Source organism: Pseudovibrio sp. Ad5 (assembly GCF_001623095.1).
Classification (GTDB): Bacteria; Pseudomonadota; Alphaproteobacteria; order Rhizobiales; family Stappiaceae; genus Pseudovibrio.
The window spans coordinates 192,077-206,169 of sequence record NZ_LMCH01000063.1; the positions used below are offsets into that span (position 1 = coordinate 192,077).

The 14,093-nt window shown below is 54.4% G+C and carries 12 protein-coding genes; 4 read left to right on the forward strand and 8 right to left on the reverse strand.

The features are described from left to right. Window positions 1-58: 58 nt before the first annotated feature. Window positions 59-1,273 (reverse strand): NnrS family protein, encoded by a 1,215-nt coding sequence (locus tag PsAD5_RS20615; protein ID WP_063293469.1) that lies wholly within the window; start codon window positions 1,271-1,273, stop codon window positions 59-61. A gap of 338 nt (window positions 1,274-1,611) precedes the next feature. Between PsAD5_RS20615 and PsAD5_RS20620 the strand changes: the two genes are divergently transcribed. After that, window positions 1,612-2,319: a DUF930 domain-containing protein gene (locus PsAD5_RS20620; RefSeq protein ID WP_063293470.1), complete on the forward strand. Its 708-nt coding sequence runs from the start codon at window positions 1,612-1,614 to the stop codon at window positions 2,317-2,319. A gap of 3 nt (window positions 2,320-2,322) precedes the next feature. Here PsAD5_RS20620 and PsAD5_RS20625 read toward each other — a convergent pair whose 3' ends face one another. The 4 genes from PsAD5_RS20625 to PsAD5_RS20640 all read right to left on the reverse strand — a co-directional run bounded on the left by PsAD5_RS20625 (window position 2,323) and on the right by PsAD5_RS20640 (window position 6,634). After that, window positions 2,323-2,850, reverse strand: coding sequence for an Lcl C-terminal domain-containing protein (locus PsAD5_RS20625; protein WP_063293471.1), 528 nt, complete (start codon window positions 2,848-2,850; stop codon window positions 2,323-2,325). A 200-nt stretch (window positions 2,851-3,050) separates the two neighbouring features. Beyond that, window positions 3,051-3,413: a VOC family protein gene (locus tag PsAD5_RS20630; RefSeq protein ID WP_063287636.1), complete on the reverse strand. Its 363-nt coding sequence runs from the start codon at window positions 3,411-3,413 to the stop codon at window positions 3,051-3,053. A 204-nt stretch (window positions 3,414-3,617) separates the two neighbouring features. Next, entirely contained in the window at window positions 3,618-4,646 is a 1,029-nt protein-coding gene (locus PsAD5_RS20635; protein WP_063293472.1) for a 2-oxoacid:ferredoxin oxidoreductase subunit beta, read from the reverse strand. After that, a complete protein-coding gene (locus PsAD5_RS20640; protein ID WP_208988720.1) occupies window positions 4,643-6,634 on the reverse strand; it encodes a 2-oxoacid:acceptor oxidoreductase subunit alpha in 1,992 nt (663 codons plus the stop codon). The genes PsAD5_RS20635 and PsAD5_RS20640 overlap by 4 nt, the downstream gene beginning before the upstream one ends. Window positions 6,635-6,940: 306 nt before the next feature. Here PsAD5_RS20640 and PsAD5_RS20645 point away from each other — a divergent pair, with 306 nt between their 5' ends. Further along, a complete protein-coding gene (locus PsAD5_RS20645; RefSeq protein ID WP_063293473.1) occupies window positions 6,941-7,753 on the forward strand; it encodes an SDR family oxidoreductase in 813 nt (270 codons plus the stop codon). A gap of 201 nt (window positions 7,754-7,954) precedes the next feature. Then, entirely contained in the window at window positions 7,955-10,816 is a 2,862-nt protein-coding gene (locus tag PsAD5_RS20650) for a DUF2339 domain-containing protein (protein ID WP_063293474.1), read from the forward strand. Window positions 10,817-10,863: 47 nt separating this feature from the next. Here PsAD5_RS20650 and PsAD5_RS20655 read toward each other — a convergent pair whose 3' ends face one another. Next, window positions 10,864-11,856, reverse strand: coding sequence for a threonine dehydratase (locus PsAD5_RS20655; protein WP_084406017.1), 993 nt, complete (start codon window positions 11,854-11,856; stop codon window positions 10,864-10,866). Window positions 11,857-11,992: 136 nt separating this feature from the next. Here PsAD5_RS20655 and PsAD5_RS20660 point away from each other — a divergent pair, with 136 nt between their 5' ends. Beyond that, window positions 11,993-12,850, forward strand: a complete 858-nt coding sequence (locus PsAD5_RS20660; RefSeq protein WP_208988722.1) for a helix-turn-helix domain-containing protein — start codon at window positions 11,993-11,995, stop codon at window positions 12,848-12,850. Here the strand turns inward: PsAD5_RS20660 and PsAD5_RS20665 are convergent. Both PsAD5_RS20665 and PsAD5_RS20670 read right to left on the reverse strand, forming a co-directional pair. Continuing rightward, on the reverse strand, window positions 12,804-13,286 hold the full coding sequence (locus PsAD5_RS20665; protein ID WP_063287641.1) for a GNAT family N-acetyltransferase: 483 nt from the start codon (window positions 13,284-13,286) through the stop codon (window positions 12,804-12,806). The two genes, PsAD5_RS20660 and PsAD5_RS20665, sit on opposite strands and share 47 nt — an antisense overlap. A gap of 21 nt (window positions 13,287-13,307) precedes the next feature. Then, window positions 13,308-14,084 (reverse strand): SDR family NAD(P)-dependent oxidoreductase, encoded by a 777-nt coding sequence (locus PsAD5_RS20670; RefSeq protein ID WP_063293476.1) that lies wholly within the window; start codon window positions 14,082-14,084, stop codon window positions 13,308-13,310. Between the last annotated feature and the right edge of the window lie 9 nt (window positions 14,085-14,093).

Here is a 14,093-nt window from a genome sequence, read left to right on the forward strand (position 1 = left end):
TGAATAAAGAGGTGTGCTTGAATACAGGAAAGGCCCGGAAAACCGGGCCTTTGTGGTCTTAGAAGATTGTATTTGGCCGGGTGACAATGCCCCAGTATCTAACGGTAAAGAGGCCAAATGCACCAACCCAGAACAGGGCTGAGAGACCCAGAACCATGAAGTAACCCTGCGGATATAGGAGAATACCAAACACTCGCACTGCTGCACTCATGACAATGAGATAGTAGATCGCGATCTCAACCCATGTTGGCTGAAGTGGTCTGCCGGAGTGACCCAGCGCACTGCGTGTCATCATGGCCAGCATCATACCTGCGATGGAACCAACGGTGATCGCGTGGATCGCCAGCACCTGATCCCATGGCGCATCCAGCAAAGCTCCTGCCCGCAGCAGCAATGCAATTGGCAGCCAGGCGTAGGAAACCGGCAGGATCCAGAGGATCGGTTTGCCCCATGTAATCTGAGGGCGCCACAGACCCATCTTTACAATGTGCAGTCCGGCAAGCACCAGCAGGCCAACCGCGCGTAGGGTTGCAGCCTCATAGCTCATGCCAAAATAGATGTCGCTGACCAGCAGCAGCACCATGCCAAGGCCAATTGCATCTTCAAGGCGCTGGTTGCGCACTGCGCGTTTCACACCGAGGGCATTGTTGGTGAAGAGCGGGATAATACGCCCGCCAATGACGGTTACAAAGATTGCGAAGACATCAACAGCCCAGAGGAACACATCGGCAGAGTCATAACTGATCAGATCCAACGCAATGGCGTGGAACAGACCGTTTGCAACAGCCAGCACCAGCAGCAAAGCCACCGCGAAGTAGTTGCGTTTGTTTTTCGCCTGATACAACGGAATTGCGATGCCAAGAGCGGCAAGAGGCAGGAAGAGAAGATCGAGAATTTGCCCGAGAGACCCAAGTGGCCCACTGCCCACAAACAAGAGCACACGCGCCGCCAGCCATAAGGCAAGCAGTCCGCCCAGAACTAAGCCATTCGGTGTGCGCCGGCCTGTCCAGTTTTGAACGGCGGTGTAGAGGAAGCCGATGAGAATGGCGACCGCAAAGCCAAAGATCAGCTCATGAGAATGCCAGAGCACACCCTCGAGTGGGCCATTGATCTCGACAAAACCGATAATGGAGGCAACCCAAAGCGGAACGCTGATGGCCGCATACGCTGCACCTGCAATATAGAACGGACGAAAGCCGAGGGATAAAAATGCTTCCCAGGAGAAAGCTGCGCTCGCTCTGGGATGCTTCGGCATAGTTTGTGTTTGCTGCATTTATCAGATCTCGGTCGGCGAAGGATCTGCCTTCGCTCATTTTCTTATCAAGGCACAGGAAACGCATTCGACCAGAAGGGATGGAGCGATGGTCGAACTTCTCCACTTATCATTCCTTATAAACATGAAACTAATACTCATATTTGTGCAATGTCAAATAATTCTAAAATAGCCGCTCCGGCCGTTTGTACATGACGTTTAAGGCACTGATTTCAGTAGGATGGCGGGCCTGTTCAATCAGTTGCGGGTAAGTTGAAATGTGAGAGGCTCTGCCGGATTTTTGCCTTGTTCTGCCTTGAGTCTGACTATATCGAGCGACGGGACACAGGATTGATTCATTGCACGCATTGCAGGCAGACAGAAACAGCTATGTCATTGCGGGGTCCAACAAGACCTATACGCTGGTGTTTGCGTCCTCCTTAATGGTGCATCTGTTCGCCTACTGGGTGCTGGCCATGTCCCATCTACCTCGTAGCTTTCGGGGAAACCCGGTCAAAAGCATTGGCGTTGAGCTCATTGGCACTGCTCAGTTTGAGCAACTCATCGCGCCGCCAATTCCACAAGAGCCTCCAACTGCATCGCTCTCTTCTGCTCCATTGGAAGAAGCTGTCCCGCAACCTTTGCCGCCACCAGTTGTGAGAGAGGAAGTCATCCAAACCCCGCAACCGGTTGTTGCGCAGCACTTTCAGTTGGGCCGTTTGCTGGACGCGCCCGAAAACAAAGAATTGAAAGAGTCGCTGGTTCTGTTTGACCCATCCGACCAGCGCGAGCAGCTGTGCAATCTGGAAGTGATGGAGCAAATCCAGTTATGGAACGAGAGCTTCAACCCGGAACGCGTGGTCGCCTTTGCTTATAAAGACCCGGTGGTCTTCGGCAATTCCGTCAGTGCAGACGGCGCAGCCTTCCGCAGCAAGGGCGACTGGTACCACCTCACCTACAAATGCACCTACAACCCCACCACCAACCTCGTCACCGCACTGGAATTCCTGGCAGGCGACGTCATCACACGGTCAGAGTGGGAGGACCATTTTCTGTTTGCGGAGTGAAGGTTACTTGGTGTCGCGAACGGCTCGGACGGCCAGAGAGTAGCCCTGGCTGTGGAAGTCTAGGGCGTAGGTGACGAAGTCCAGATAGTAGTACATGCCTTTCAGCTTCTGGTCTCCAGTGGCGGACCAGAAGTCAGCGTAGTCGGTGAAGGCTGGTGCTGTAAGGTCTGGAAACAGGGCGTGCAGCTCTTCTTTATCAGCGCAGGTGGAATCCAGCAGGCCATAAAGCTCACGGATTGTTGGCAGACGCCAGCCTTGGCTGTTCTCCGCGAAATGAGAGGCAGCGATGTCTTGCCCTACCTGCATTGGTTCACCGGAACAGCTCTTACTATTGCTTTCCCACGTCATGCCTTCTGCGCAGCGTTTCCATTCCAACGCGGAACCGGTTTGTTTGACCAGAGCTCCTTGAAGAGTAAAGCGCTCTTGCAAGGCAGGTTTGTTGCTGCAATCAAGTTGCGCAGCGGCGGGGAAGGCTGACAGGAAGAGGCTGAGAGCAGCACCTGTGGTGAGGGAGAAAGGCTTTTTTGTCATTATAAAACATCGCAAAGTGATTTTTGAAAGATCGCGGTGCGTGCATATTTTATCAAGCAAACCGTACCACTATTTCACTTCACTGACGGGAAATAGTGGTGTGTTTATGGCAGCTTGGGCATTTCCAAGATTAACATGTGCGTCCTGCAAAGAAGAGCGGATTGGGGCCGCTCTTAATCTCTTAAAAGATGAAGGACGCGTTATGCCGTTGGTTCCCAAAGCTCAACGGGATTGCCTTCCGGATCATGAATTCTGGCAAAGCGACCAATGCCATCCATGGTTTGCTCCTGAGAGATTTCGATACCAGCCTCGCGAAGCTGGTTGAGCATTTTGTCCAGATCCGCCACACGGAAGTTGAGCATGAAGCTGTGGTCTGGCGGAAAATAATCGGTGTCCTGAGCAAAGGGCGAGAACACGGTGACGCCCTCAGTTGAGACCCAGGGTGGCATCTCCATATTTGTTGGCGCCAGATTAATACCCAGATGTTGCTCGTACCACTGAGCGACAGCTGCAGGATCTTTTGCTCTAAAGAAGATCCCTCCAATTCCTGTAACTTTTTCCATAGTAGTTCCCCCAAATGCTGGCCGCAGAACATACTCCTCAATTGCCTTGAGCTTCGCAAGGCAGAAGCTTCAAGAGTTGATCAGAGGATGATGGTGGTTTGGGTTGATCGGTTTAGATAAACCGGCTCGCCAGAACCTGAAGCAGGGCTCGCCAGAACCTGAAGCAGGGCTTGTCAGGTTCTGGCGAGTGAGCAATGGTTGGAATTAAGCAGCGTCTTCGCCCACATCCCATGTTTCTGATGCGCGCAGGGTTGCAGAAAGGCGGTCGAGTTTTTCGGTCATGCTCAGGGGCTTTTCTGGCAGGCCGATGCGGCTGGCGGTGCCGAATTCGGTGGCTTGTTCGCGGAACAGGATGCCGAGGACGGTTGGTTCGCCGTCTTTCTCTCCCAGCTCAGCTAATGCAACGGCCAGTGCGTGGTTCGTTTCGTCATGGACCAGCAGGTCTGCTTCCGTGCAACCGTCCTCTTCCAGTGAAACAATATCCAGTCCAAAGCCGCCGGGTTTCACGCGGATGCCTTTGTCTTTGTTGACGCCGAACACCATGGGCTGGCCATGTTCCACAACGATAGTGTGGTCTGGCCCCTGCTTCTTATCTTTCAGGTGATCAAACACACCGTCGTTGAAGATCACGCAGTTCTGCAGCACTTCCACGAAGGCGGTGCCGTCAAAGTCGCGTGCCTCTTGCAAAATGGGGCCAAGCACTTTGGCCTGTGTGTCAATGCTGCGGGCGATGAACTTGGAGCCTGCCCCAATGGCAAAGCGAGCTGGGTTGAGTGGCATTTCCACTGTACCGCCCGGAGAACTCGGCGTGCGCATGCCCTTTTGCGAGGTTGGCGAGTACTGGCCTTTGGTCAGGCCGTAAATCTGGTTGTTAAACAGCACGATCTGCATATCAAGATTTCGGCGCAGCGCGTGGAGCAGATGGTTGCCGCCGATGGACAGGCCGTCACCATCACCCGTGAACACCCACACATCCAGATCCGGATTGGCAAGCTTTGCACCAGAGGCAATGGCAGGTGCGCGGCCATGGATTGTGTGGAAGCCATAGGTTGCCATGTAGTATGGCAAGCGGGAGGAGCAACCGATGCCGGAAACGCACAGGGTGTCTTCCAGCTTTGCACCTGTATCGGCCAGCATCTTATGCAGGCTTTTCAAAACTGCGTAATCACCGCAGCCCGGGCACCAGCGAACATCGAGAGAACTGGCGAAATCTTTTGGTTTCAGGTCAGTCATGATGAAGCTCCCAGCGCGTCCTCAATGATTTTGGCGATCTCACGGACGAGGAATGGACGTCCCTTCACGCAGGAAACGCTCTCAACCGGAACATCCATCTGGCTGCGCAGCACTGTTGCCAATTGGCCGTTGTTCATTTCTGGAATGATCACCCGATCAAACCCCGAGAGCAGCTCTTCCAGATTAAGCGGAAGCGGCCAGAGATGGCGCAGGTGAATGTGGGAAACGGACTTGCCTTCCAGCTCTGCACGGCGAGCGGCCACGCGGATTGGACCCCAGCTGGAGCCCCAGCCAAGCAAAGCCAGTTTGCCGGTGGCATCTCCGGATTCCACATGCTGCGGCGGAATGCTTTTCGCGATCGCCTCCAGCTTTTGGGCGCGGATCTGGGTCATGAGCTGGTGGTTTTCGCCGTCATATGAGATGTTGCCACTGCCTGCCTGCTTCTCCAGTCCGCCAATGCGGTGCATCAGGTCAGCAGTACCCGGGACAGCCCATGGGCGGGCCATGGTGTCGGGATCGTGGTCATAGGGCAGGAAACCCTCTGGACTTGTGGTCTTCTTGACCGGGAATGGAGTATAGGCTGGATCACTGAAGTCCGGCAGTTTCCATGGGGCACTGGCGTTGGCTATGTAGCCATCAGTGAGCACCATGAGTGGTGTCATGTGCTTTGTGGCCAGCTTGGCAGCTTCCACACCCATGTCGAAGCACTCAGCCGGATGAGCTGGTGCGATGACGGGCAGCGGAGCATCCCCATTGCGGCCCCAGATGGCCTGAAACAGATCGGACTGTTCCGTCTTGGTTGGCAGGCCAGTGGAAGGACCGCCGCGTTGGACGTTGACGATCACCAGCGGCAGCTCTGTCATGATGGCAAGGCCGATGGCTTCCGTCTTCAACGCAATGCCGGGACCGGAAGAGCCCGTGACGCCCAGATGTCCGGCATAAGAAGCGCCAATAGCGGCGCAGATGGCGGCAATCTCATCTTCCGCTTGAAACGAAATCGCACCCAGCTCCTTCAACTTTGCCACGGTGTGCAGCAATGGTGATGCTGGCGTGATTGGGTAGGAGCCGTAAAACAGTTCCAGATCAGCAAGGGTGGCACCAGCATAAAGGCCATAGGCCATGCCTTCATTGCCATTGATGGAGCGGTACTCGCCTTCCATCAATGGAGCTGGTTGAATGCGGTAGCGGGAAACATCCGGCGGCAGATCGGTGACTTCTCCGTAAAGGTGCCCTGCCTGCAATGCCATGATGTTGGCCTTGGCCACATCAGGCTTTTTGTGGAACTTCTGCTCGATCCAATGCTCAACATCTGCAGTAGAGCGCTCGAACAGCCATAGGACCAGACCAAGGGTCCACATGTTCTTACTGCGCCGCGCATCCTTTGCGGAAAGGCCGGTTTCCTTCAGCGCTTTTTCTGTGTTGCTGGTGATTTCCAGCGGCAGCACGCGGAAGCTGGAGAGTGACCCATCTTTCAACGGATTGGCAGAAAAACCTGCTTTGGTGATGGCGCGCTCGGTAAAGGCGTCCATATCGATGATCAGCAGACCGTTCTGCTTCACACCTTCCAGATACTTGCGCAGGGCTGCCGGGTTCAGCGCCACAAGTGCGTCAGTTTCATCACCAAACGTGTCCACCTCGGTGTGGCCGATGTTGAGGGAATAGGCTGAGACACCGTAGACCGTACCGCTTGGTGCGCGTATATCCGCCGGAAAATCCGGGAAGGTTGCAATGTCGTTGCCAAATCTGGCAGCACTTTCAGCCAGCCGCGTGCCCGTCATCTGAATGCCGTCGCCCGAGTCTCCGGCAAAGCGGACGCGCACATAGTCGACCTCCGGCTGCTGGGAGACAGGAAGCTCACGCGTTGTTGTGCTGTGTTCCAGTCCGTTCTGCATAATCGGCTCCAAAATACTGGCAGCGGCAGTGGCAGAAATCTCGTCTGTTCTTTTGTCCCTCAGGACATTGCCAATCAGCTGAGCCAGAATACCCACTTCTCTGTGGCTTTTTGTAGCCTGTAATAGCAGGAATGGAGTTGCGACCCGTTAACGCAGCCCGCTGGTAATTGGTCGAACAGCCCTCAGCAGTTGTACCGATCTTGGTGGTTTCGGCCTCATGTTTTGCCTGTACCCCGTCCATTCTCGTTCTGCACCCTGACAGATTTAAGTTTGGCGTCATTTGCGAGTCATTTGGCGCGATATGGCTTTGAACCGATCCAACTGCATTCCTAGTTTGACAGAGACGAAGAATAACAAGCGAGTTCCAAAAAGATATCTCGCATAAGGTTTCAGGAGTTTCTCATGTCCAACACTATTCTTATCACAGGCGCGTCCTCTGGCATTGGCAAGGTCACCGCACAGTCCTTTCACGACAAAGGCTGGAACGTGATTGCAACAATGCGCCAGCCCGAAAAGGAAGAGGAGCTGACGCAGCTCGATAATACTCATGTGACCCGTCTAGATGTGACGGATGAAGCTTCCATTGAAACGGCTGTTGCTGAGGGCATCGCGCACTTTGGCAAAATTGACGTGCTGCTCAACAACGCCGGGTATGGCGCTTATGGTCCGCTGGAAGCCTTTTCCATGGAGAAAGTGCGCCGCCAGTTTGAAACCAACGTCATTGGCCTGATTGCGGTGACAAAAGGTGTCCTGCCCCACCTTCGCGCCAACAAATCCGGTACGATTGTGAACATTTCGTCCATCGGCGGCCAGATGACCTTCCCGCTCGGCGCGCTGTATCACGGCACAAAGTTTGCGGTTGAAGGCATTTCAGAGGCGCTTCACTTTGAACTTGAGGCTGCTGGCATCAAGATGAAGATTGTTGAACCCGGAATGATCAGCACCGATTTCGCCGGTCGTTCTTTCGACTTCACCAATGACGAGAGCATGACGGAATACCAGGGCGTTGTGCAAGCGCTGTTCGGTGCCATGAACGGGGGCATGCAGCCTTCCGCACCAAGCGTTGTGGCAGACGTCATCTATACCGCCGTCACGGACGGCACCGATACCCTGCGCTATCGTGCTGGCGCGGATGCCGTCCAGTTCCTCGACAACCGCAAAGCACTGGATGATGCAACATTCATTGGCGGCTTGAAGGAACAGCTTGGCCTTTAGGGTCTGATTGTACCGTTCCCCCAACAGTACAATTTGAAAGCAGAGGATGCGGTGGTGTCCTCTGTTTTTTGTTTGAAGCTTCTGAGACCAGTTGAGGCAGCTGCAGGTCAGGCACAGGAAAAATTGTCGTGGCTCTTAACGGGCAATGCGTGTAGGTTTACCGCAGTCTTTTTTCTTTAAGTCTTGCTTCCTCAGGTTTTCATGGAACTCATAATTATTGTTGCCGTCGCCCTTTTTCTTGGTGTGGCATTCGCATTTTACAACCGCCTCTCAGATATCGCGCTCAAACTCACGTTTTTGAATGCGCAGATGAAAGAGCTGCACAAGAGCATGGCTGAGTTGCAGGGCCAGTCTCCAAATGTGGGGACTGCTCCAACTGCTGCTGAAAAGCCAGCGACGCATCGTGAAACTTATGTGCCGTCTGTGTCGAAGAAGCCATGGATGAGAGACGTGGATACCAGGAGTGAAGTGGCGAAACCAACGCCACCTCCTGTGCCGAGTAGCATCGCTGCACAAGAAGTACCGAAAGAGGATGCAAAAGCACAGGCTGTAAAGCGGGCTGCTCTAGCTTCTGAGCAGGCTTCAATCTCTGAGAAACGCGACACGCTTGCTCAGAAAAATGCCCAGAAAGACGCTCCAAAATCTGAGCAGAAGGCAGACTCGCATCAATCTGCGCCACCTCAGCCAAAGGCTGATCCGGTTGAAGCGTGGTTTACCGGTGTTGCCCGCAGCGTTATCGACAACGTCCGCAAAAACTGGGTTGTCTGGCTGGGTGCTCTGTCGCTTGCATTCGGCGGTATCTTCTTTGTTCAATACGGAATTGAGAACGGAGTCCTCTCACCAGCCATGCGCATCAGCTGTGCGCTGGCCTTTGGTGTCTTGCTGATTGCTGGCTCCGAGTTCTTCCGCTACCGGCAGAAAGAGGCGCATGTTGATCCGTTCGGCCCGCTGGTTGCGGCGGCCAGTGGTGGTCTTGCGTCTCTGTTTGGCGCCACAGTGGGCGCTTATTCGCTTTATGGGTTGATTGGCCCAACGACCACCTTCATCGGATTGGCGCTTGTGTCATGGCTCGCGATTGGCGGTGGCCTTCTTTATGGCCCAGTGCTCGCGACCATTGGTATTCTCGGTGCCTATTACTCCCCGCTGCTGGTGGGTGGGTCAGAACCGTCCGCCTTGCTCTATCTCTATTTTGCGATGGTGCTGGCAACAAGTTTTGCGGTTGAACGCTTGCAGCGCTGGATCTGGCTCTCCACACTCAGCGTCCTTTCCGTTTTCGTCTGGGTATTCCTGTTGCAGATCCAGATGCCGGAGCAACAACTGACACCGCTTATGCTGGCCGCAATTCTTGCGCTGACAATTACGGTGCCTGCCTTTGGTTTTCCGCCGAAATCAGCGATCTCTTGCTGGCCATTGGACAACGTGTTTTGGGACTACAAGAAGACCTATCCAGCTTTGCTAAGCTATGCGGTGACAGGTCTCGTGCTCCTGACCGGGTTGTTCTTTGCGGGTGAAGACATGGGTCTGGCACGGCCAATGACGCTGATGTTCGCCGGTTTGCTGGTCGCCCATGTGTTCTTTTTGAGTAAAGCGGAAAGCCTTGACCTGATTGGACCAGCACTGCTTGCAGGTTTCGCGTTGATGATGTGGATGCCGAAGGCGCTGGCCTGGCAATCTGTGCCAGACGATCAGCTGTTCTATCTTGCCACTTTGGCTGTCACGATCACAGCGGTGACAGGTGGCAGCTTGCTGCGTGGCCAAACCTCCACGCGTGCGTGGTTCTGGAACTGGTCTGCCGTCGCCTTGCCGGGGCTTGGCGCGGGGGTCTACTTTGTCTACACGGTCCTGCACGCGCCAGAGCTGCTGAGCGCTATCGGAGCCTTTGGCTACCTGTTTGCGCTTGCTCTGCAAGTTTGCGTGGCGGTCTATTTCCGCAAGTCACCGCATAAGTTTGAGTTTGGAACTGAGGGCAGTGCTGCGCTTGCCTTCCTGCTATTCTTGCCATTTGCCTACTACTTCTTTGGCGAGATCACACTTCCGATGGTTCTCATGATCGGAGCCGTTGTGGTTCTCGAAATCTCAGATCTGTTCGGGCTTAGCATAGCGCGAAAGGCGTTCTTTGCTTACCTGAGTGGCATGGTCTTCTTCACCACGCAGCGTTACATCGACGGATTTGGTGAAGCGGGTTACGGAGACATTTCGCTGCTGTTCCTGCCAGTGCTCGCGCTCAGCGCATTTGGCTGGTGGCGCGGCCAGCAGCGCGGGGATGACAGCGAAGCAGTTGTGTTTGAAACGACTGTCTGGGCAGCCCTGTCCCTGTTCTTCTGCGCCTTGCTTCAGGTGTTCTACCGCGATCAGGGCGACATGCCCATGTATGTGATGCATGGGTCCTATGCCTTTGTTCTGGCAATTCAGGTTTCCGTTCAACTGAAGCGGATGAGTTTCTCAAATTCCTTCGCCAAGTTGAGACGAGGGCTATTCCATTGGTACTGGGCCATTGCAGTGTTGAACTGTCTGGTTGCGATTTTGGCCAACCCACTGGCTCGGGACCATGTCTTCGGCTACTTCCCGATTGATAGCCTCTCAATTGCCTATCTGTATCCTGCTCTGGCATTGCTGTTGGCAACTGAGCGCTTCTGGACCCGTGAGGCTTACCTGCAAAACGTGACACGCGGTCTGGCGGGCGTCTTGCTGGTTATGTTTGTCGGGTTGGAAATCCGCGCCTTCTGGCAGGGGCCTGTGTTGACAGCGCCTGGTGTGGTTCTGGAGGAACTCTACAGCTACACCGTCGCGATGCTGATCTTCTCAGTTGGGCTAATCGCCTTTGCCTCAGTGAAGCAACGTAAACGGGTTGGGCAGGCAGGACTGGCGTTCATCATCATCACCTGCCTGAAAGTGTTCTTCATCGACATGTCGGGTCTGTATGGTCTTGCCCGCGCAACATCGTTCATTGGTCTTGGACTAACACTGGTTGGTATTGCCTGGGCAAACAAACGGTTCTTGTCGTTTGACACGCCAGTTGAAGAGGACGAGCCGGAGCTCAAGCCTCAGCAAGATCAGGCTTAATTCATCAAAAGGCCGGAGAGAGCAAACACGTCTCTCCGGCCTTTTTGTTAGGCTGGAGCAAGTTCACCAGTTGCCTGTAAGTGGGTGTTCATCACACTCAGGAAGGTGGTCAGGTCAATGTTGCCACCCGTCAGGATCACACCTGCCCGTTTGCTCTGTAAATTGTGTTTGTTCGCCATCAGGCCGGCTAGTGGTGCAGCCCCTGCCCCTTCTGCCAGATTGTGGGTGTCTTTGTAGTAGGCCGCCATCGCTTCAGCAATCTGCGCCTCGCTCACGCTGACCACATCTTCCGCGCCTTTCAGGATGATCTCCAGCGGCTGTGCCTGCGGGTCGCGGCAGGCCATCCCATCTGCGAAGGTGTTGGCTGTATCTGTCTGGATTGCCTTGCCAGCTTTAAAGGACAGTGCAAAGGCAGCTGCGTTTTCAGCGGTCACGCCAATGATCTTGGTTTTCAGGCCGAGCAGATCGCGAACCGTGATGAGGCTGCAAATACCGGAGCCCATGCCAATTGGCACATAGACCACATCCAGATCAGAAATCGCACGGTACAGCTCCAGCGCATAGGTGGAGACACCTTTGACGATGTTCTCGTGGAATGGAGGCACCATGTGATAGCCGTGCTTTTCCTGCAATTGCTGTGCAACCACGCGGCTTTCATCAAAATCCTTGCCGGCAACGATCACATTGGCTCCAAACGCGCGCATGGCGGCGTTCTTTTCCAGTGAGTTGCCTTCGGGCACAACAATATAAGAGGGAACGCCATTTCGGCTCGCGCCAAGAGCAACGGACTGACCATGATTGCCACGCGTCGCCGTCACCAGCCCGGTGGGCTTTTGCGCAGACTTCATCAAGGCATCCACATAGGTGAACCCGCCACGAGCCTTGAACGAGCCTGTTGGTGTATGGTTTTCATGCTTCACGAAAACATCAACACCACTACGTTCTTTCAGCAATGGCCATGCATAACATGGGGTTTCGGGGACAAACTGCTTAACAGTGGTGTGGGCAGCTTCCAGATCCTCTAGCGAAAACAGCGGCATTCGATTTCCTTTTGGCAGTTAAAAACACTTTGCCATGAGCTTAAAACCTGACGCCGATGATGGCTTTCAAAATACTGACCTAAACGCCTTTGGCCAATGTCCCCTTGTTTGCCGTGGGTTAGTCGGCTTATAGATAATGCGTCGGAAATCAGATGAACCTATTGAAGCAACTGAGGCTATGAGTTCAGCGCGGGACATTATCAGCAAGTGGAAGCTGCAGTTGTTGCCAAGCAGTGCCTATGCTGTTGCCTACACGGCGGCGCGGGCCTCAATCGGGTTTGCGTTTGAAAGCCAGCGCGGGGCGCATTCTTTTGACAGCGATCGCCGGGTTGATTTCTGGACCCGCCCCAACAGCCTCGCCTTTGTGCCGAAGGGGTGCGATGTGACCTCAGAGAGCGAGCGCGGCGGCGAGTATCTGACCTTTACGGTACCAGCTGAACTCCTGCCAGATCGCGGAGAACAGATGCGCTTCAACCATGCCATCTCGCCTGATGCGATTAAAGCTGCTTTTCATCTTCGCAAGGCACTTCTCGCAGCAAAACCTCAGGACACCTTAGCGATAGAAGCTCAGCTCTATGCTCTGCTGGATGTGGTGGAGCAAGTTCAGGCAGGCGCCTATGAAGATCCTCCATCCGCAGCATCTATGACAGATACGCGGTTGAAGCGGGTGGAAGAGTTTGTCGAAGATCACCTTGCCCGGCAGATGTCCATGTCTGATCTGGCAGCATGTGTGGATCTGTCAGCGGGCTTTTTCAATCGTGCGTTCAAAGGTGCCACTGGCAAAACGCCCCACGATTATGTGGTGGAGCGACGCGTGGCGCGGGCGCGCAAACTTCTTGGCGCACCATACAGCACACTCAGCCAGGTTGCTTATACCTGCGGGTTTTCCTCCCACGCACATATGAGCTCGACCTTCAAAAAACGCCTTGGTGTTACGCCCACCCAGCTTATGACGAGGCAGGTTTATCCAGCGCCAGCACGTTCAACTGTTTGACGTGATACTCAAGCACGCGCCAGCCCATTTTCTCATAGAACGGGGTGTTGTCGTCTGAGGCGCACAGATACACACGTGAGTACCCGTTTTCAAACGCCAGTTGGGCCATGCGTGCAACAAGGGCTGTGCCAATGCCTTCGCGGCGATGAACTTCCTCGGTCCACACGGCGGCGACCCATGGTGTCAGTTGAGGACGGGCGGCAAAGTCGCTTTCAATCAGCAATGCGCTGCCAAGGTATGTTCCGTCGCGGTGAGCAACAAAGGCGGTGGGGACAGCTTCAGGACAAAGAGCTGCGCGGACTTTGACTTCGATCTCGTCTTGCAAAACGCCTTTGTCTCGCCACCAGGTCTGCCAGATGCGATGGGCAATGGTGGGAATGAAATCGGGGGTTTCGCTCATTTCAGAAAGGGTAAAAGTGCGTTCTAAACTTTCCATAGGACTGGTGACCTGTAAAATCTAAATCGGTGTACCTCCTCCGGAAACGCTAATGATTTGTCCTGTTATTTTAGCAGAGCCCGGACCGGCGAGGAAGTTGATCGCTTCGGCTACTTCGTCGGGCTTGATGACGCCCAGATGAGCGTTCTGCTCGACTTTTGAGATGAGGCTTGCAGCAAAAGGATCTCTTTGAAGCTTATCATAAAGAGGGGTTCCACGTACAACACTTGGGCTGACACAATTGACCCGGATGCAATGCTGTTTGGCTTCTACCGCTAGGGCACGGCAGAACATGGAGATGCCTGCTGTTGCAGACCCGACAGCTGTGCTTCCAAAGGTCGGGATTATGGAAACATCCGAGGTTAAACAAATAATTGAACCGCAGCGTTGCTTCGTCATGACCGGATAAACCGCATGAATTGGGTGCAGAATACTGCTCATGAGCGAGGTGATTGTGGGCATGAGCTCTTGCAGTTTCAGCTCATGCAATGGTCTGGGGATGAGCCCTCCACCGCCGGTGCTGACCAGCACATCGATTCGCCCCATGGCCAGTTCTGCGTGGGTAATAGCGGTTTCTGTGCGGCCGGGGTCTGAAGCGTCGCATTGGACAAAATGCAGATAGGCGCCGGGAAATTCTGCTGCAAGTTTGCTCAGGGCGTTGCGGCCCTTGGTGACGTCGCGTGCGCAAATGGTGAGTTTTTGAAGACCGGATTGGAGGAGTGTTTTGGCAGAAGCAAATCCGATGCCGGATGTGCCTCCGACGATGACTGCTGAGGATTCATTTAGTTTCCGCGCCACAGTGACCTC